The organism is Granulicella tundricola MP5ACTX9 (assembly GCF_000178975.2).
Taxonomy (GTDB): domain Bacteria; phylum Acidobacteriota; class Terriglobia; order Terriglobales; family Acidobacteriaceae; genus Edaphobacter; species Edaphobacter tundricola.
In genome coordinates, this window is sequence record NC_015065.1 from 112,576 (window position 1) to 131,497 (window position 18,922).

Annotated in this window: 14 protein-coding genes and 1 pseudogene; 4 read left to right on the forward strand and 11 right to left on the reverse strand. The window is 56.7% G+C overall.

Annotated elements, in window-relative coordinates:
* Positions 1 to 325: 325 nt before the first annotated feature.
* Both ACIX9_RS20750 and ACIX9_RS20755 read left to right on the forward strand, forming a co-directional pair.
* Positions 326 to 514, forward strand: a complete 189-nt coding sequence (locus tag ACIX9_RS20750; protein ID WP_041598124.1) for a hypothetical protein — start codon at positions 326 to 328, stop codon at positions 512 to 514.
* Positions 515 to 783: 269 nt separating this feature from the next.
* Positions 784 to 1,791: a glycosyltransferase family 2 protein gene (locus tag ACIX9_RS20755; protein WP_157478232.1), complete on the forward strand. Its 1,008-nt coding sequence runs from the start codon at positions 784 to 786 to the stop codon at positions 1,789 to 1,791.
* A 396-nt stretch (positions 1,792 to 2,187) separates the two neighbouring features.
* Here the strand turns inward: ACIX9_RS20755 and ACIX9_RS20760 are convergent, their stop codons facing one another.
* On the reverse strand, positions 2,188 to 3,480 hold the full coding sequence (locus ACIX9_RS20760; RefSeq protein ID WP_041598086.1) for an O-antigen ligase family protein: 1,293 nt from the start codon (positions 3,478 to 3,480) through the stop codon (positions 2,188 to 2,190).
* 79 nt (positions 3,481 to 3,559) lie between these two features.
* Positions 3,560 to 4,708: a Wzz/FepE/Etk N-terminal domain-containing protein gene (locus ACIX9_RS20765; RefSeq protein WP_198152245.1), complete on the reverse strand. Its 1,149-nt coding sequence runs from the start codon at positions 4,706 to 4,708 to the stop codon at positions 3,560 to 3,562.
* Positions 4,709 to 4,816: 108 nt separating this feature from the next.
* Here ACIX9_RS20765 and ACIX9_RS20770 point away from each other — a divergent pair, with 108 nt between their 5' ends.
* Together ACIX9_RS20770 and ACIX9_RS20775 are read left to right on the forward strand one after the other, a co-directional pair.
* Complete coding sequence (locus ACIX9_RS20770) at positions 4,817 to 5,845, forward strand: acyltransferase family protein (protein ID WP_013582163.1); 1,029 nt, start codon at positions 4,817 to 4,819, stop codon at positions 5,843 to 5,845.
* Positions 5,846 to 5,962: 117 nt separating this feature from the next.
* Positions 5,963 to 6,364, forward strand: a complete 402-nt coding sequence (locus tag ACIX9_RS20775; RefSeq protein WP_013582164.1) for a hypothetical protein — start codon at positions 5,963 to 5,965, stop codon at positions 6,362 to 6,364.
* Positions 6,365 to 6,396: 32 nt separating this feature from the next.
* Here the strand turns inward: ACIX9_RS20775 and ACIX9_RS20780 are convergent, their stop codons facing one another.
* The 9 genes and pseudogenes from ACIX9_RS20780 to ACIX9_RS27810 form a co-directional block, all read right to left on the reverse strand.
* A complete protein-coding gene (locus tag ACIX9_RS20780) occupies positions 6,397 to 9,195 on the reverse strand; it encodes a polysaccharide biosynthesis/export family protein (RefSeq protein ID WP_013582165.1) in 2,799 nt (932 codons plus the stop codon).
* An 86-nt stretch (positions 9,196 to 9,281) separates the two neighbouring features.
* Positions 9,282 to 10,487, reverse strand: coding sequence for a GumC family protein (locus ACIX9_RS20785; RefSeq protein WP_013582166.1), 1,206 nt, complete (start codon positions 10,485 to 10,487; stop codon positions 9,282 to 9,284).
* Between the two features lie 7 nt (positions 10,488 to 10,494).
* Positions 10,495 to 11,445, reverse strand: coding sequence for a glycosyltransferase family protein (locus ACIX9_RS20790; protein ID WP_013582167.1), 951 nt, complete (start codon positions 11,443 to 11,445; stop codon positions 10,495 to 10,497).
* Between the two features lie 41 nt (positions 11,446 to 11,486).
* Positions 11,487 to 12,500: a glycosyltransferase family 2 protein gene (locus tag ACIX9_RS20795; RefSeq protein ID WP_013582168.1), complete on the reverse strand. Its 1,014-nt coding sequence runs from the start codon at positions 12,498 to 12,500 to the stop codon at positions 11,487 to 11,489.
* The gene (locus tag ACIX9_RS20800) at positions 12,497 to 13,735 is read right to left on the reverse strand and encodes a glycosyltransferase family 4 protein (protein WP_013582169.1); all 1,239 of its coding nucleotides are present in this window, start codon (positions 13,733 to 13,735) and stop codon (positions 12,497 to 12,499) included. Before ACIX9_RS20800 ends, ACIX9_RS20795 begins: the two co-directional genes overlap by 4 nt.
* Before the next feature lie 6 nt (positions 13,736 to 13,741).
* The gene (locus ACIX9_RS20805; protein WP_013582170.1) at positions 13,742 to 15,532 is read right to left on the reverse strand and encodes a capsule assembly Wzi family protein; all 1,791 of its coding nucleotides are present in this window, start codon (positions 15,530 to 15,532) and stop codon (positions 13,742 to 13,744) included.
* Between the two features lie 481 nt (positions 15,533 to 16,013).
* Complete coding sequence (locus tag ACIX9_RS20810) at positions 16,014 to 16,613, reverse strand: hypothetical protein (RefSeq protein ID WP_157478236.1); 600 nt, start codon at positions 16,611 to 16,613, stop codon at positions 16,014 to 16,016.
* A gap of 889 nt (positions 16,614 to 17,502) precedes the next feature.
* Positions 17,503 to 18,450 (reverse strand): IS5 family transposase, encoded by a 948-nt coding sequence (locus ACIX9_RS20815; RefSeq protein ID WP_041597709.1) that lies wholly within the window; start codon positions 18,448 to 18,450, stop codon positions 17,503 to 17,505.
* A 72-nt stretch (positions 18,451 to 18,522) separates the two neighbouring features.
* Positions 18,523 to 18,654 (reverse strand): annotated as a pseudogene (locus tag ACIX9_RS27810) (IS6 family transposase); the annotation flags it as partial.
* Positions 18,655 to 18,922: the final 268 nt, after the last annotated feature.

Consider the following 18,922-nt stretch of genomic DNA (forward strand, 5'->3'; position numbering starts at 1 on the left):
GGCTGCGAGAGCCAAAGACCTACCGCAGACAAAAAAAGCCCTTTTCCGCAGCCTGTTTAGCCGGAAAGTGACTCGCAAGCTTTTCAAGGCAGGCCCTCCAGACAGGCAAACAGAGGACGGCGACAGGACGGCAGCTGCATCTCGATTGCATCATCCTTCGATCGAAGACACATCAGAGCCACTTCCGCAGTGTTTGGCCCCGGCGTTCCAGTACGCATGGGCAAGGAGCGGACGTCGCCAGAGCTACCTCAGTCATACACTCCAAAACACCTGCTGGAAAGAAGCACCAAGTATGCGCCAGAGCCTTAGCAACGACACTAACGGGATGGGACTTGCCCAGATGAGTGAACGGGATCTGAAACGCATTGAGGTGCTGAGGGAGATTCTTGCCGGCCGGCGTACAGTGGAGTCGGGAGCGGCGTTAGTGGGGTTGGCATGGCGGCAGACCTTTCGGCTGCTGCCGCGGTACAGGGAGTTTGGCGGTGGTTCGATTATTAGCCAAGCTCGTGGCTGAGCCTCGAACCGGCTGATGAACCCTGGCGTGCGAGAGCATGCCGCGAAGCGGTGCGGACCACGTAAAATGGTATAATCTATGCGAAGTCCACGTCGAGAATGTACTGGCGATCGGCTCTCTGGTTCAGGGTTTAAGAAGGTATTGGGTTCAATGCACGGCGCGAACAGGCGCCATGATTGCAATAGAAGACTAAGCTATCTACTGTATCTGTTGCTCCGATTCATCCACTAAAGGTTAGGCGATTCGAGGTTCTTCTGCCAATGGGTAGTATGGCGTATGGTTCTAGTGATTTGCCCTTAATCAAGAGGGACTGGAGCAAAGTTGGGGTTGTTGTGCCAACTTTCAATGCTGCTCCCCTGTGGGAAGCCCTACGCTCGCGATTGGATCTTCAAGGACTGCCTCCCGAACAGATTTTAATTATTGATTCATCCTCGACAGACGGAACGATCAGTTTGGCGAAAGCAGCAGGCTATCGATGTATCTCTATTACGAAGAGCGATTTTAATCATGGCAGGACTCGACAATTAGGATGCGACCACTTTGATTGGGCCGATATCCTTATTTACATTACTCAAGATGCGCTACCGGCCGACGCGACCAGCTTCTCCACGTTATGCAGTGTCTTCGTAGATCCCAAGGTTGGAGCAGCCTGCGGACGTCAACTGCCACGCCCTGGCGCGAACGCAATCGAGCGGCATGCGCGACTGTTCAATTATCCTGAGACTTCCACTCAGCGAAACTTAAGCAGCAGGGCTTACCTTGGCATAAAAGCTGCCTTCCTATCCAACAGTTTTGCAGCCTATCGCCGGTCAGCTCTTCTACAGGCGGGAGGCTTTCCAAGCAATGTCATCATGGCGGAAGACTCCGTGGTAGCCGCGCGGCTTCTGATGGGGGGGTGGGAGGTCGCATATATAGCTGAAGCTGCTGTCATCCATTCTCACTCGCTTTCCATATGGCAAGAATTTTCTCGGTACTTCGATACCGGTGTTCACCACGCATGCGAGCCATGGATACGCGAGACTTTCGGCGGAGCCGGGAATGAGGGAAAGAGGTTTGTAATTTCCGAACTTTTCTACTTGCGCACTCATCAGGTTGGCCTGATTCCATCTGCGCTCATTAGGACCTTCAGCAAGTTATTCGCTTTTCAACTTGGTCTTCGAGAAAAGTATTTTCCCGTGGTAATCAAGAGAAGCCTTTCTTTGCAGCCTTCCTTCTGGACAACATTAAAACCAGAATGTTTACCTCAACTTCGTGATAAGGAAGTTCGGTTGCATTAAACGCGCTTCGATTGATCCTCATTGAGCCAGAATCGTGCCGGTCGAGCTCGGTGAGCGCTAGAGGCAGAATCAAGACCAAAACGACAGACACGCTTCCGAGTAACAGGCATAACGGCCTACCTCAAGAATGATGGACGGCTGAAATAGAAAGCCGATAGCAGTTCGTGAATTTGTTCCGACGACCCGACCTTACGATCGTACAAGTGATGAGCTCTTGTGCAGTGCGGGGACGTTTCGAAGCCGTTTATTTTGAGCGGAAGCTTCAAGCTGCGATAGGTATTCCGCTTAGGCCATGGTGCTCAGCCGCGCCCAGCGTGGTTCGTCGCCATGAGTAGATCTTACGGGCACGCCGCCCACATCGCTCGATGCGGTTATCTCGACCTCAATACAACACTTTTAGCTTTTTGATGACAACTGCAGCGCCGGTTCGGTGCTCAGATCTCCGAGCATCAGAAACAAGGCATAGGAGACCGAGGAAATTGAGGTGAGCAGCATGGGATTGGTGGTGCCTCCCACAATAAACGTTGTCAAGAGCGCAAGCATGGCCATACGGAAGATGACGTTGTTTTTCCGCCATTGAAAAAGAGACTTGAAATAACGGCCAGCTAGCAAGAATAGGGAAAGAACGCCGACGATGCCGATCTGTCCAAGCAGCGCCAGCAGTTCGACCTCGTAACTATACGGGAAATCCGTGCTGCGGATACAATCGCGGGCGTAGGTTCCCCAGCCATGGCCCAGAAGCGGGGCATTCCAGAAGAATCTGCTGAGGGCGGCTATCTGCACATGGCGTGGCGCGTCGGAATCACTGACGAGATTGCTTGCAAATCTCAGGGCGAGGATGCCGGAAATGGCCGGGATGAAGAGGGCGCTAAGGACAACCGCTGCCACCAGCAATAACAGTATCCACTTCTCGCCCTTTGCGACTGCGAAGCCCAGAACTATCGCCAGGCCACAAAAGGCCCAGTGGAAACGCGAAAAACCGAAGATGACCGAAACCACGTATAGCAACAAAAGCGTGAACATGGTGAGGCGCCCAAAGCCGAGGCGGCGGCGCATTGCAATCGCGGCGAAGCAACAGGGCGCCAGCAGCAGATCGGACGTGAACATGATGCGACTTCCAACGGCGTCGGGGTCGGCTTCATCCAGTTCAAAGCTCATCAGCTTAATGCCGAAGAAATTGCCGATGCCGTTCATAATGGTTGAAACCGGGATGCCCCGCATCAAGCAGTACACGGTGACCAGCACTTTAAGAACGGACATGGCCGCGACCACCCATAGCACCAGACGGATGAAGGAGAGCGAGCGCGTTCGGTCTTCCGAGATGTATACCAACGCAAACCAGCATCCGGCAAGCGTGATCAGCAGGTTGCGGTACTGCGCAAAGGCCAGCGAGAGATCGTACTGGCCAGTCTGACCGGGGAAGACCCAGTAGCAGAAGTACAAGGGTACACCGACCAGACAACTCAACATCCAGTATGGGTTCGTCCTCTTACCGATCGCGCGAAACAGCATGACGAAGAATAGTGGGACGAACGCCACCATTTTGACGTTCAGGCCAAAGAAGTTGCCCGTGGGAAGAACGATCAGCAGGATGGTGTAGAAGCTGAACAGCCAAGCATCAAGTCGGGCGCTGGACATGCTTCGGTGCTCCTCGAGCGGCGGAACGAAATGAACGGTGCCCGTGGCCATAACCCCTCGAGAACAAGCATAGCTGATCAAGGGACTGCATCGGAGTGGCGCGAGGCCCCTTGCGAGAAGAGAGTTTATTCTACGCGGTAGGTGTGTTCAGGCCCGGACCAGCCTTAGGCCGCAGAAGGCGACGGATGCTGGCGGCATCATATCCGCTCAGTGCCATCGCTTTGCCGAGGAAGACATACAGGCAGGCGGTGAAGAAACCGGCCCAGCACGAGGCCAACCAGAGTAGAAGCCGCTGCGGACCGGATCTATAGTCGGCCATGATCGCGCGATCGATCACGAGAACGGCGGGCGCTGTTCTCATCAGATTCATGCGCGCCTGTGCCAGTTGCAACATCACCTGACCAGACTGATTGCTGTGCAGCGTGACTTCTCGCAATGCCCGCTGGTGTTGGAGTGCAAGGTCGGCGATATTGCCTGCCGGGATTTGTATGTCGCCAACGGCACGGGGGCTCGCATCATTCTGTCGGTCACTGAGTTGCCGCTCGAGTTGGGCGATAGTGGCGCGCAACTGGATCACGCCGGGGTTCGTGTCGCTGGCATAACGCCGCATCGATTGCAGATCGACTGCGCGGGCGGCGATGACTGCATGAAGCTGTGAGATATTCAGAATGGCTTGCGCGGTCTGTCTGCTCGGATCGATCAGACCTGAGCGCCGCTGCAATTCTTGCAGTCGGTCTTCGGCCTGCCGCAGTTCGTCGTTCTCCTGCTTCGCCTGCCTGTCCAGAAAGCCGTAACGATCTGCCGCATCCGATTCGGCAAGCCTGGTATCAAGCGCGTTCAGTCCATTCAAATACTCGTTGGCGATATCGCTTGCCAGTCTGGCGTTGTGATCGCGAACGGTGATTTTGACCACGTCATAGGTGCTGACCTCGATCTGGACTTGGCTCTTGAGTGCCTCGCGGGCGTCGGCAAATGTCGTAAGCTTCCACGCAGTTTGTAGCTGTAGCTTTTGAATGATGCGGTCATTCAGAGAAGGACTGTTAAGCATCGCGGCGCTGAGACCGCTCCCAATGGGCTTCAAAGTCTGTGAGCCGTGTGGGGACAGGAAGACAACAATGGAGGTGTAGCTGGGTCGGACGAGCAGAAAAGAAGCAGCAACGCCGAAAAACAGAAAGGCCGCGGTGACGAATGCGATCACTTTCCAGTGCTGGGTAAGGACAGCGAGAACTTCTCTCGGCTCTGGAACCGCGGCGTTGTCGACGTAAGTAGGAGGTTTCAAGTGCAAGGATAAGTTAGGACGTTCTGTTTTCTAATGATAAATCTTCGCACACCTCGGGAAATTTAGAGAGGTCGACCTGTATTTCATTAGACTGATAGCAGCCTGATAATGAAGAAGCCTAGAAGCCTGCGCGAGAACAACTTCGACATCGTTCGCATCCTGTTGGCGTTGATTGTAGTGTTTGTACACAGCTATGAATTGAGCCAGCAGCGTTCGCTGCGCGTCATCGATGTCGTCCTCAATTCACGATTTGCTGTCGAAGGCTTTTTCACAATCTCAGGATTCCTGATCTTCGCCAGCTATGAGCGCAGCCGGTCTCTGCGCGAGTATGCAGCCAACCGGGCGTGGCGTATTCTGCCCGGCTATTGGCTCAGCACGGTCGTTTGCTTGGTGATCGCCTTCGTCTTCGGACAATTTCATGTGGGCAGGTTTCTGGCGGCCAACCTAACCTTTTTGAACACATTTTCCCCAGATATTCCAGGCGTCTTTACTGGGAATGCCAGCCGCGCGATGAACGGTGCGTTGTGGACCATCAAGGTCGAGGTGATGTTCTACGTAGCCGTGCCGCTGATCGTGTGGCTTTGCCGCAAGACCCATCGGGATGCCATGCTGCTGATCCTTTTTTTATCGTCCATCGCGTACCGTATGGTTCTGGCGAATCATACCAGCCTGGCGCAGCAGCTGCCCGGACAGCTCTCCTTTTTCGTTATGGGAAGTTTGGTCTACTACCATCTTCCGTTGTTCAAGCGTCACGGCTGGTGGCTTGTAGCGGCATCTGTGGCTGTCTATGGACTGCATCGTGCTACGGATTGGTTCTTTCTACGGCCGGCGCCGGTGGCGATCTTCATTCTGGCAGCCTGCCTGCTATTGCCGCAAGTAAAAGGTCCTACCCGCTGGGGTGACTTCTCCTACGGAACCTACATCCTTCATTTTCCGATCATTCAGCTGCTCATTCACTTCGGCCTGTTCCAGTTGCACCCTTGGACATCGGTTGGACTAGTGCTGCTGATCCTCATTCCTTGCGCAGCATTGTCCTGGTTTTTGATCGAAAGACCGTGCCTGGAACACGCACGATCGCGTCGTCTGCGCGAAGCGGCCCTGGGGCATACAACAGCCTTCCCGCCTGCGGTTCCATAAGGGAGCGCTTAATTGATTGCTCGATATGTCTTTTCATAATGCGCGCCAAGGACCATGCTGTGCGCCTTGCCCGGAAAAACCGGTCGCCGGCGGTGGTCACAATCGCCAGAAACCACGATGGTCGCCGAGTGTGGAGCAGATGCGGTCGATGGCGTCATACGAGTCTGGGAACTGGGCTATGGGATGGATCTGGCGGAACAGCTGTTTAATCCGGCCCAATGTCTGGATGCGACGGATGGCCTGCGGGAAGGTGGTGGGATGGATTCGAATCGCCGCGCTCTGCAGCAGGAACGTGAGATGGAAGTGTCCCTGAACCGTGAGGTGATATGCGAGCTAGCTCTCCTCCCACGCGGCATAGCGAAAACGCTCGTCGAAGGATTCCTTCGGAACAGCTCCGTCTTGAATGACAGGCTGCTGGTATGGGCGTGCTGCCAGCCGGGCGCAGCGACTGCCAAAATGCCTGTCATAGCTGAAGTGGATCTTCTCGTACCAGCGCATGAAGGGCTGATCTGCTGTTGAGTCTTATCCCACATGTCCCCCCCTGGCCTGCATTACCGGATGACTTCGATGGCTGCAGCCGCCAAGCCGAACCCGCTAAGAATCTGCGAGTAGTCGAGGAGTTGACGCGTCAGCGTGGGCTTGATCAACTTTTCCGGGACCACGATGGAGTCTCCAGGATAGATGGTCGCCTCATCGAAGCGATTCGACAGGATGCTCTTTGCGTGCTCGCGACTGAAGACGGAACCATCTGCCCGGATGATGAAGGCGTGATCCTTGTCTGCAACACGGTTGGGTCGGCCCGCCAGCGTCATGTAGTCATTCAGGTGACGCTTCGGGTTATAGAGGAAGACATTCTGTGCGTAGACGGCACCGATGACGTTGATGGTGTTGGGACGCGATGGGACACGGAAGACATCACCATTCTGCAGTGGAATCTGCGGCACACCGCTTAGTCCGGCGCTGTCGGGCTTGAACTCCAGGACCACACGGCCGGTCGCCCGAAGCGTGCGAAGCTGCGCTACAAGATTCCGTTCCAACGTCAGCGCATTCGGATCGGATAATCCATTGGTGGAAGATGCCCCGGTAATAGCAGTCTGGCGGTCCAGATCGGTGGAAAGTTGCGTAATGTATTCATCCAGCCGCTGCTGTTGCATGGCGCGAGCGCTCTCACGCAAAAAGCTGGAACCGTAGAGATATGCGTCAGATGTGAAGCCCCCCGCGCGCTGAATGAGATGTTCCAAGGTCTCGTTCGGCTCTACGCTGTAAACACCCGCTCCAACGAACTCGCCTTCCAGGCGGACGTACTTGGTCTGTTCGCTCTGCGGCACGAGCACATCCCGCTGATTAAGGATCGTAACGACGTCGCCGGGTTGCAGCTCAAGATTCTGGGCGGGATCATGGCCTGCAACGAGTTTGCCTAGATTGAATGGGATCAGAGAGGTCTTTAACGTATTGGGATTCAGGCGCTCGATGACAGCGTAAGACCAGTCGATCTCTGGCGCAGGAATGCGAATGGTGTTCACGTCCTTCGTCGCAAGCACGATGGAGGGCTTGAGACGCTGTTGCGCTGCCGGGGACAAGCCCATGGCCTCGCTGATACCTTGCCCGTACTGCGATTGCCCAGACTGGTTCTGTCCGGACTGGCTTCCCTGCGCCCCCTGTTGCTGTGGTTGCTGCTGTGCTTGCTGCTGGTCAAACAGCATCGCAGTGCGGCTGCCGTTCGCAACAGCGCCTGAAGAAAGATTATTGGCACTGCTGGCTGCATTAGTCGCTTCCTGGTCCAGGCTGAGCGTCGAACTGGAAGTAACGCCGCTCGAGGCCAGCGCAGCCTGGCTGGAATCCTGATTGTCAATCGCCGGGGGTTGGACCGACGTCAGAGCATCGCGCGCAGAGGGAGGCCCCGTCGGCCGCTGTGGGGAGCGGTACAAGGTTGAATCTATGTCTGCGCCACCGGCTACAGGCGGGCGATCCCTATACTCGTAAGGCTCGAAGAGTGGCGTAGGAACACCCATGCGATTGCGTTCCCGCCAAAAATCGCCGGTCAGCAGGGCTGCGCGATCCGGAAGGATATCGCTGAGGTGCATGCCGGGCTTCCAAGCGAAGCGCCCCGGATTGGCCAGGTTCCCACGAACCGTGATTGACGATTCAAAGCCGGAATCGATGTGATTGGCGTACAGCACATCACCGTCGTGAAGCGGCATGGCACGGGCGGCCACATCAAGCTGGACGGTCATCGCATGGCGCTGACCGTCCGTGTCAACACGCTCCAAGCGAATCTGCCGCGTGGAGGCCGTCGCGGAAAAGCCACCTGCAAGCGTCAACAGATCCTGTAAAGAGTTAGCGGCGGAGGTATCGTCCTTGAGCTCAAACACGGCTGGATGACGAACACTGCCCGCCACGGCTACCTGTGGCCCAACAACCGGAATGAAGATCGTGTCTCCACTTTCCAGGCGCACATCATGGCTCTTATCGCCCTTTAATACAAGGTCGTAGAGATCAAGCTCGCCAACGGTCTGGCTACCACGCCGGATCTGGATGTGGCGCATAGAGCCTGCGAGCGTCGGTCCGCCGGAGGCGAACAGCGCGTTTAATACCGTGGACAGGCTGCTGATCGTATACGTGCCTGGCCGGCGAGCCTCGCCAACAACATAGATTTGGATGGAACGCAGGTGGCCGAGACTGACAGCGATCCGGTAGTTTCGGTAAATGTGATTGATCTCTGCGCTTATCTGGCCCTGCAACTGGTCCATACGCAGGCCAGCAACGTGAATGGCCCCCACACGCGGAACATAGATGTTTCCGGAGGTGTCGACCGTCAACTGGCTGTTGCCGTTGACCTGCTCTGCGCCCCAAAGATGCAGCAGTACTTCGTCGCCGGGACCTACGATGTAGTCCGCGGTTACAGGAATCTGGTCGGCAGGAGCAAACGTGGAAGGAGCTCGCTGAAACAGGTCACGACCAAAGAGCGGCAGGATCTCACCGGTAGACGAGCGGGTGAGCTTCTGAAAATCGCTGACGGGATCGGGCGGGAAAAACGTTTGATTGCGATCCGTTCCATCGTTGCCTTGACGGATCTGCCGATAGCCCGCCGAGTCAACATAGACTGGGGCGTTATCCGGTGGCCGCTGCTGGCCGGACGTGGCATATGGGACACCGGTGGAGTTGATGAGGCTGCCATTTGTGATATCAACGCCGGTCGCTTGGCTGCTGCATGGACCAGTGCCGCTCAGAAGAGTGGTCGAGCAGTCGGCGGACGTACTGGTCTGGGAGAAGGCAGCGACCGGCAAAGAGGCTAGAGCAACGATGCGAAAGATGTTGAGGGAGAGCCTACGGCTGGTCAAACGGAACATATAGACATGATCTTATCTGCGCTAAACAGCGTTTGTCGCTTTGATGGTAGCTTGCGCTGATAATAACGCGTTTCCGCACGGGAATCTCACCGGATTGCTGCCCGCAGCATCGCAACATGCCCCCTCAGAAACAGCCACGCAAAACCCACAAGGAACGCAAGGACGGTGCAGCCGAGAATGATCAAGGTTCGTGGAGGCCCAGATTTCTGATCGGGTGGGACGGCACGATCAACGACTTGGATAATGGGTGCCGATTTTGCCTCGTCAATTCGCGCTGCCTCGTATTGACGGCTCAACAAATCGAATAGAGTATCATGGTACCTCACCTCGCGCAATTCCCGGGTGTATTCCAGCCCCCCCGCAGGAATCTGGCTGGTGGCGATTTCCGTATCGCCTGGTGCAAGATGGCTCTCGCTATCCTCCAGGCGCGAAAGTTGTCCTTGAAGAGTCCTGATCTCGCCCTGAACACGGGCGACATCCGGATTGTCCTCGGAAGCGTAGGTGCGAAGGCTTTGCAGTTCTACCTGGCGGGCCGAAATCTCAGCACGCGTCTGGGCAATGTTGCGGATTGCAAGTTCGGTCTGGCCGGTCACGGTAATGAGCCCGGTCTTCTGTTGGGTCGCCTTCAACGTATCCTCAGCCTTGGCAAGGGCCCCACGTTCCTCGTCTAGCTGCTTTTCAAAAAATAGGCGCCGCTGCGAAGCCTCCGAGATGGCCAGCGTCGAATTCATGCGGTATAAAGCATCCACAAAGAAGTTGGCAAGATCACTGGCAAGCTTAGGATCGTGTTCCTTCACAGAAATCTGGATCAGGCTATCCTTCGAAGATTCGAATTGCGCGTGTGACGCCACCGCCTTGCGAGCGGCGACCATGGTTTTCTCATGCCAGCGTTCTTTCAAGTGAAATTGTTCGATGGCGGTGTCGGAGATGGTGCGGCTCTGCAGGATGCCGACGTACATATCTGCTGGATTTTTCAGCAGGCTGCTGGCACCACCGCTGAGTGCTGACAGCGATCCCAATTGGCCCATGAGTGACGAAAGCGACGACTGCGCGGCCTGGGGCGGCATGATGGTCGCTGTCGCCGTATAGACCGGCTTCATCAAAAAAGCGATTGCGATGCCGCAAAGCACACCGGCCAGGCTCATCTTCCCAAAAAAGCGACGGTTGACGATGAGCATCTGTATAAGCTCAATCAGGATCGGCTGCGCCTCCGCCGCTTCGGCGAGTGACAGGGCTGTGCGAATATCCGGGACAGTCGCCACATCATCTTCCGCCTGCTGCGTTGCGTTCATCGTCTTGTTAGCTTATCGCACGGGTGGAACTCTCGCCATCCCGTGTCCGCGTCCTGGCCCGGCGGGAGTACAACAGGCGATACCGGAGTTCTTCGACGGTGATGCGCTGGAAGACAGCATTTTCTTTGTGCAGACGTCCTTTCACGGCGCGGCCCGCAAGGCGTACTATCCGCTCCAGACGGCCGAGCGGCCCCATGTGACGATCCCAAAAATCGCGTTCGTCTGCGAGCATAGACCTGTACCGATCCGGGGACATTCTTTGCTCGCGGCGCAGGATGGAAAACTCATGAGGAACGATCACTCCATCTGCAACGGCAACCCGGTAACCGGCCTTATCAAGCCGCTGGTAGAGGCGCGTATCGCTATTGTGCAAAGGGAAATGGGGATCGTACCCGCCGATCGCCTCTAGGCTTGCAACACGTAGCAGCGAGGCTGAGTTCAGTGCGGAGGTATGTAACGGCGCGAGTCCAGCGACCTTGCCAGTGAGTACCGTGGGGAGGAAGCCGCCCACGAATCGGAACGGAGAAATTGGGAGACCACCGTCAACGATCCTCGGCACGACAGCCGCTACGCGGGGGTCGTGCGCACAGCGTGCCGCGCAGGCGACCATACTGTCGAGGAAGTCTGGCGGCAGCTGCGTGTCCTGATCCAGGGTTAGAAGCCAATCGAAGCCTTCTCGGCGAGCCGTGGCGAGGGCATCATTGTATGGGACTGCCAACCCCGGATTCTTCGGATACGGACGGTACTCGATGCCGGGAGACAGCGAACCCGGCTGCTGGCCACCAGGCGTGTTATCAGCCACGAGGATACTTATGCGCGGGGAAGTCGTCCCGGCCCGCCGAATTGTTTCCTCCAATGTCAGAAGGCTCGTGCTCTCCCCGGGATGCTGACGATAGACCACCACGATCGCAAGAACGGAAAATGGACGGGATATAGAAGGGGAAACGTTCGAGGACATAGGGTCTGGCTACAAGTCTGGATCAGTATAGCGCGGACAAATTAGAGCATGAGATCGCGAGCGAGTGCTTTAAGTCCTGTTGGTGCGTAGAGGCGATAGCTGTTCCAGTGCGTCAGCGCAGAGACCCAGCGGGCAGCACGGCCGGACTCCAGCTGATGGACGACTCGACGCATGTGCCGTGCTTTGGCCGCTGCTTGCGGCAGCCAGACGGCCTCGGCGAGATGTGAATCGCTCTTCGACGCTTCGATGAGCGACTCGAACTGCACCGCGTCTCTGGTGTATTCGCGCAGGTTGCGTTCCCGTGAGCGCGCTCGATAGTGTCCGAGACCTTTCCCGCGCAGCAGACCCCGCTTCTCTGCCCCGTTGATGGGCACGCCGATCTGCTGGTTCGTATGGACGCGATAAGCCACGAGGTGCTCCGGACATGGGAGCAGACGACTTTCCGCGGCAATCATCAGGGCCAGCCAGAAATCATGTGGCCAATGCGGCGGCATGCGCCGAACCACCTGTCGATAGGAACTGCGGAAGGCAAAGGCCATGCCGGTGACCACGTTACGGCGGAGTAGCACCTTGACTGCATCGTCATTTGCAACATGCCGCTGGCTACCGGAATCGAAGGAGAAGCTGCCCCAGAGATCGCCTGGAAGCCGGGCCGATAAGCTATCGACCAGGTCTCCGTTGGAGAAGATGCCGCCAGCCTCCGAATGTTCGACGAAGAGCTCCTCAATGCGTTCCAGCTTGTGTGGGTACCAGAGATCATCCTGGTCGCTGAGCGCGATGACGTCTCCCGTGCAAAACTCTACGGCTTGCATGAAGTTTCGGCTATAGCCCATATTCTGAGAATTCTCATGGACGTGCACGGGGAATGCAGCAGTGCGTGCAAACTCCTGCAGCAAATCCGGCGTGCCGTCGGAGGAGGCATCATCGCAGATCACCAATTCATCGGGCAGCCTCTGCTGCTCACTGAAGCTCTTCAACTGCTCCGGCAGATAACGCATGCCGTTGTAGGTGCACATGGCTACGGAGATGGCAAGGCAGTTCTGAGGCTGGCTCACCTAAGGCCTCCGTTGCCCTGTTCGAGCATCCTTACATAGACGGCTTCCAACCTCTCGCAGTGAGCTTCCATCGTCGCAGGCTTTTGCCAATAGCGCTGGTACGCAGCCGTTCCCATGGCGGCGGCACTGTCTGGGTGATCGCGCAGGAAAAGCAACTTTTCAGCCAGGTCCTCTGCGTCGCCATGACGGAAGATCAGCCCAGTCAAGCCATCTTCAACCCACTCCCGTGCGGCGCTTTCCGAAGGAACAACCGTCGGTAGACCTTGGGCAGCCGCCTCGACGACGACCAGGCCTTGTGTCTCATACCAGAGGGAGGGGAAAACCAATGCACGCGAAGCACGAAGAGCCTTGCGTGTTTCCACGCCGTTTAACCAGCCGGTAAACTCAGCCTCCGGCAGCATCTCGAGCAGCTTCGCCCGCTCTGCTCCTTCCCCAATGAAGCGCACGGGTAGATTGTGCTTCGCGGCGCAGGCAGCCAAAAGCTGCGGCCCCTTCTCGGCAGAGAGCCTGCCGACGAAGCTGAACGTAGCATGCTCGTCCGGGTGCGCTGGCGGCTCGTGCGGCACGGCGATCGGATTGGGCACCCGATGGACGCGCGCGCCCGCCGGAAGATATGTCCGCAAGATACGCTCACTGACATCAGAAATCGAGATGAACTCATGAAGTCCGCTGGGCAGACGTCCGCGGTGTTCCTGCGTCCATTGACGGGCCACCCGCCACAGTTTGTGCGCGTACCTGCGGGTATCGCATTGCGTGCCCAGGCAGGCGGCTGACATGGGCGTGTGTGGGCAAAGAGTTTGCGTGGGATAGATGAAGAAGCTGCCATTTGGACAAACACTGAAGTAATCGTGCATGGTTAACACCATGCGAAAGCCGCAATCCAGCGCTGCGCGCACCACGCTGCTGGAAAGTGATTTCGTATAGGTGTGGAGATGCACCACTGTATCTGCCGGGTCGAAGCGGCGCATCGCTTCGCGAAACGCTGAGCCCGAAGAATCATTCCAGAGACCGCGAATTAAAGCTCGGCCACGGTTTAAGTCGGCTAAAATATCCTGCTGGCCCAGGCAAACAACCTCCAGATATTCGATGCCCTCCAGATCCGGAGAGACCGGACCGACGCCGGCAAACAACATGACCTGATGGCCCCGGCCTGCCAAGGCCCGCGCAGAGGAAAGAGCTACTTGGCTCGCGCCGCCCTCAACATGGGCAAAATCATTGAGGATGACAATGCGCATGGTGGATTACCGAATCAACTCCACGTTCTTTTGCGGCGTCCATGTGATCTGAATACGGGCGCTCGTGTTGTCGTGACGGCCGGGCATGAACGATGGAATCAGAAATCGCTCATATTGCGTGAAGACCTGCGCGGACCACTCTTTATTCCATGCGAAGTCGCCAGTAATAAAACCGTCCGAGACGGTTCCACCTGTGGGCAGGAAACGCTCAGAGATTTTGTTCTGCCGATACCCAGCCTCGATGCGCGTGCGCGGCGACACCCAGTAACCGATGCGGCCCTCGAATGCCCGTCCATCGCGTCCCACGCCATTGCCCAGCAGAAAGCCCTTATTGGTATTGGAATCGCGATACTGGTTGTTGAGGAAGAAGCGCGCTCCACCCTCGTCCTGGCTCAATTCTTCCGACGACGCCATTTCAAAACGAAAGTCCACATGCGGCGCCTTTGGCAGATGCGGCATATAGAGCCCCGTCTGCCAGGCCACGCGACGGGGCGCGTCTATTGGGTTGACCTCGTCGTCAGAGTACGCATCGCCGTAAATCGTCGCATACTCCTTGAGACCGGGAACGTGCAACCGGAAGTCCCAATCGCCCTTGCGGTCGCCGGGATCGGTACGGTCGCCGTAGGCAAAGGTGGCGCCCGTCGAATCACTGCTGAAGAGGTTGTTCTTGAGGGTGTGCAGCGACATGGGATGTCCCACGCCCCACAGCACCGACCAGCGCGTGAAGCTGGTCTCAAAATACGAACCAAATATCAACGAGATCTTCTGGCCGTTGTAATAGGGTCGCGCTGGGTACTTATGGCCAGAAAGCTTACCGAAGACGAGATCGACGCGATAGCTGCCCAATTGTGGAACAAGTGGAAACGGATGCGGTCGCGTCGACATCAGGCGAAGATTATACGTGGGCTCCGCATTGCTCGAAAATGCCCACGGCCCCATGGTGGTTGGCCCCCAGTAAATCTCCTGCTTGCCAAAGGATACGGCATAGCCAGCGAAGGCATAGCCAGCATACAAATCGAGCGGCCTCTGTCGCACATAGGCTGCGACCGCCGGCGCGGGCTGTGGAACGATTGCTGGGGGAATTGTTGGTGCCGAGGAAAACGGCACGTTGTCGAGTTGGTTGAAGAGGTTGGCTTGGGCAGGCGTGATCGCACGCACTCCGGGGTCCGATTGCATTTCTTGCCGAACGTGGAAGAACCACCTTCCGGAGGTCAAGCGCAAACTGTATCCAGTGATCGCGGAAGTTCCGCGACCAAGGGGCCGACCGTAGTCGTTCCACCAGGTTTGGCCGAAGTGAAAGCCATCGGTCAGCGGTGCACCGGCAATGGTGCCACCGCGGACGTACATAGATTCCAGCGTGGCCGTCGTCTTTCCGTTCGGTTCCTGCAGTTCGCGTTCCAGATCTGGCACAAGACGTTCAGCTTCATTTCGGATCGCGTCGTTGACCGGCGTATCCAGGTCTCCGAATCCGTACAGAATGTCCTCTGTCTCGCGAAGCTGACGGCGGCACTCCTGCCGTGTCCAGGGTCGAATGGAGATATCTTGGCTCGGGATCAGTCCCAGAGCAGCCAGCCGTTCGAGGGTCGGATAGACCCAGCTATCCATCGACACGAACGTGGACCCGTTGCGGTCATCATCGACGGAAGGATGCGTAGGTTGTGCGGAGGAAGCCTGCCCTAAGGTACCGCCTACAAAAGGCCGGATTGGAGCCAAAAAAGAGTTCGAAGGCTGCAAGGGTAGAATCGTCACGGTTTGGGCGGCAGCAACCTGAGCGCCCGCGAGGACAATGAGTGCCATCCTCAAACTGAAACGTGTTGATGGCAACACTATGATGGTCCCTCCAGCTTCTACCGTAATTGTTTCATGAAGCCGGGACGAAGCCAATCGGCTTGGCCAATCCTCGCAATAGCAAGAGCTTTCTTGCTCCCACGGGGTTTGAATCAGTGGTGCGCAACGGGCATTAGCAATAGAGGCGTCTTCCGCAAGGGCAGCGGCTCACAGCGTGGCTTGGTCTCTTGCCAAATAGTACTTGAATCGTGGAAAGCCGAAGCTACTGCGCGTCACAAGGACCGGTAAAGTCTACCTCCGCAAGATTCTGATCCATGATGCAAGCGTCCGCGCTGCGAAGAGTGCGTGGCCGAGACCGATAGGAGCGTGGCTCGGAGCGATTGACCCAAGGCACAGGGGACGCCGCTTTGGGGCCATAGCCCTTTCAGTCGCAGATGCACCACCCTTTATTTGAGGCGTGTTTTAAAGATGGAAGGCGATCTTTAGGTTGTCAAGGTTGCAGGATGTGCTGTTGCACGCGTACTGCAATGGCATTCATGCCCCAGTCATGCGGATGCATGATGACGAACGGGTTGGAGAAAGTGTTGGTTGAAGAGTCTGTATTAATCGGGCTACCGTAGATATCGCCAATGTAGATGTAGCTGCCATGGTGCAGTATGCACTCTGCCTGGATGATGGCGTCGATCGACGATTCTCCCCAGTAAGTGCTGGTGCAGGCCAGAGATTTGCCGGTCGCAACGGCATCCAATAGCTGATGGTACGCCGCTTGAAAATTTGCCCTGCCATTCGAACCGGGTTTCGCATTATCTCCAAGCTCTACAACCACGGCGCTGCCCGGCGTGATGAGTGCCGCTGTCTGTGCGGTGAGTGCGTCGACGGTCGTGGGATCGGACTCAAGCGCTGCCACGTTAACTCTCACCAGCGGGAGTGAGAGAGAGGTGGCTGTGAGATGGGCGTAGTCGGCGTTGATGTTTGAAGCGGCCATTCCCCAATCCCCGCTCCATGAAACGTCGTTTTCCGGCGAGTGCCAGGTGATGCTGTTGCCGATCGTAACCAGCCGTAAGACGCCCGTTGGCGCTGTTGTCGCCAAGAGCGCCGGGCCGCTGGCGTGAATTCCAGATCCGCAGCCGTTGAGAAACACGAGCGCGGAGCACGCGGCGAGTTTTGCGTATCGTCTTGGTGTGTGTGGTCTCGTTCTAGGCATGATGCTCCGCGAAGACTTAGGTCAGCACATCGATGATATCGAAGGTGTCGGGTCTGCGCTGATGTTGAAAATGGACTTGGCGGTAGCGCCCGGCAGGTCTGGTTCAGCAACAAGACCGGTCAAAGTGACCGGCGTGCGTGTACATTGCTTGTTCACCAACTTTGGACCGCCTGAAGGGGTCGTATCGGAGAAATGCAGAGCCCGAAAATGACAGCTGGCAGCGTCTCAGACACTAATCCAAGTTGGTGCAGTGATCCTAAAGTTCAGAGGTAAGCGGAGACTCTCAGATCAAACTAGTGCAACGTAAAACTGACGTAATGTTAAAATCTTTCTCGGCCTTTCATTCCCCGGACGCGAAGTGCGTTGCGTTGGCTGCGATCCAAACGTCGGAGCCACATGCACTCATGTATGTAGCCGATGGCTTGTACAGTCAGTTTGGGTGATGACCTTAAATACACCGCCCGACTGGTTTCACGGTTCAGGATCCCGGCAAGCTCCGGGAACGAACAGGTCTATAAGGCAAATTGCAAACTCCTTCACCAGATACTAAAGCCAGCTGCAAGGTGAGGATGAGATCAATATTCCCGCCGATCCACTTACATTGTCTCGAACAAAGACGTTCACATTCACTTAAGGAAACTCTGCGCAGGCGGCTGATTTGACGTTATGAGTAAACGTCTTGAGTCGGCGGCCGGTTTGTTACGATACTACCGTGCTGTATTTGGTTTTGGCTGAGTGTGCGCTGTGTTGAAGAGTCGTTGCCCGTTTTCGGGCGCTATGCGGCCAGCCCTGCCAGGTGCTTGCGGTGGAGGTAGAGGTTGATGAGGGCGAAGTTAGTGCATAGCCGGTGATGGTTCTTGGCGATACCTCGGTAGCGCACCTTGTCGAAGCCGAAGACGCGCTTCAGGATACGGAAGACGTGTTCTACTTTCGCTCTTACTTTTGATTTCGTCGTATTCTTCTTCTTTGCAGCTTCATCGACATAGTTCTTGAACCTGGTTCGCTTGCAGGTCATGTCCTGGGCCTTGGGCGCGGCCTGCCGGATGGCCTTCGTCTGGCCTTGATAGCCGCCGTCGCCCCACACCTTGCGCTCCTCCCCATGTAGCAGATCCGGCAGCATAGGTACGTCCGAGACGTTGGCCGCCGACGTTGCTACCGAGTGCCTGTGACCTTCTTTTGCATCGACGCCCACGTGCGCTTTCAGTCCGAAATACCACTGCTTGCCCTTACGAGTCTGGCGCATCGCCGGATCACGCTCTTTCTTCTCGTTCTTCGTCGAAGAAGGCGCGTGGATAATGGTCACATCCACGATCGTACCGGTCTCGATGCGGATGCCCTTGGCTGCCAGATGCAGGTTCACCGCGTCGAGCATGGCACCGCCGAGGTCATGCTTTTCGAGCAGGTGACGGAAGCACAGCACTGTCGTTTCATCCGGTGCCGGAGCCACGCCCAGGTCAACACCAGCGAACCGCCGCAGCGTGAAGGATTCGTGAAACGCCTCCTCGACGCCAGGGTCGGACAAGTTGAACCACTGCTGCATGAAGTAGGTCCGCAGCATGATCCCAAGCCCGACAGGACGACGACCGTTGCAGGCCTTCGGGTAGTGTGGCTCGACCAGAGCCTGTAACTCGACCCATGGAACAACCACTTCCATCTCATCCAGAAACAACTCCCGCCCATACTTCTCAAAGCTCGACTGCGACGCAAAAGTCTGTTGCCTCATCGCCATCCACCCCTAACCATCAGATTAATCCATCAGGCCGCCGACGCGGAACTTGTGCAGAGTTTCCTTAGGCTATGACCCGAACTGGTCTGTAACAATTGACGGTGGCTGCCAATGGCGTATCACAGTCAACGCTTTTCCCAATAAACGATGGACTGCCGGAGAGTTGCGGCCGTCAGACAAAATGAAGTCGATCAAGCGACCGTGCCTCGATACCTACCTTCGCATACGTGATCCGTAAGCTGCCCTGCAGCGCAACAACTTATCGAGTCAAGCGGCGGCGATGTGGTCCCTTTACACAGCCAAAATATGCCGGTCACGCGACGCGCTCTAGCCGATTTCTGCTCCGACGCCCACAGGAGATAAGTTCCGCACTCTCGCCAAGTTCACCCACCCTGGCGGTCTCTTCTTTCAGGCCTTCGGCGTCGTTCTCTATCTCCCCCCTCGGCATACGCAGTCCCGCCTACATGGA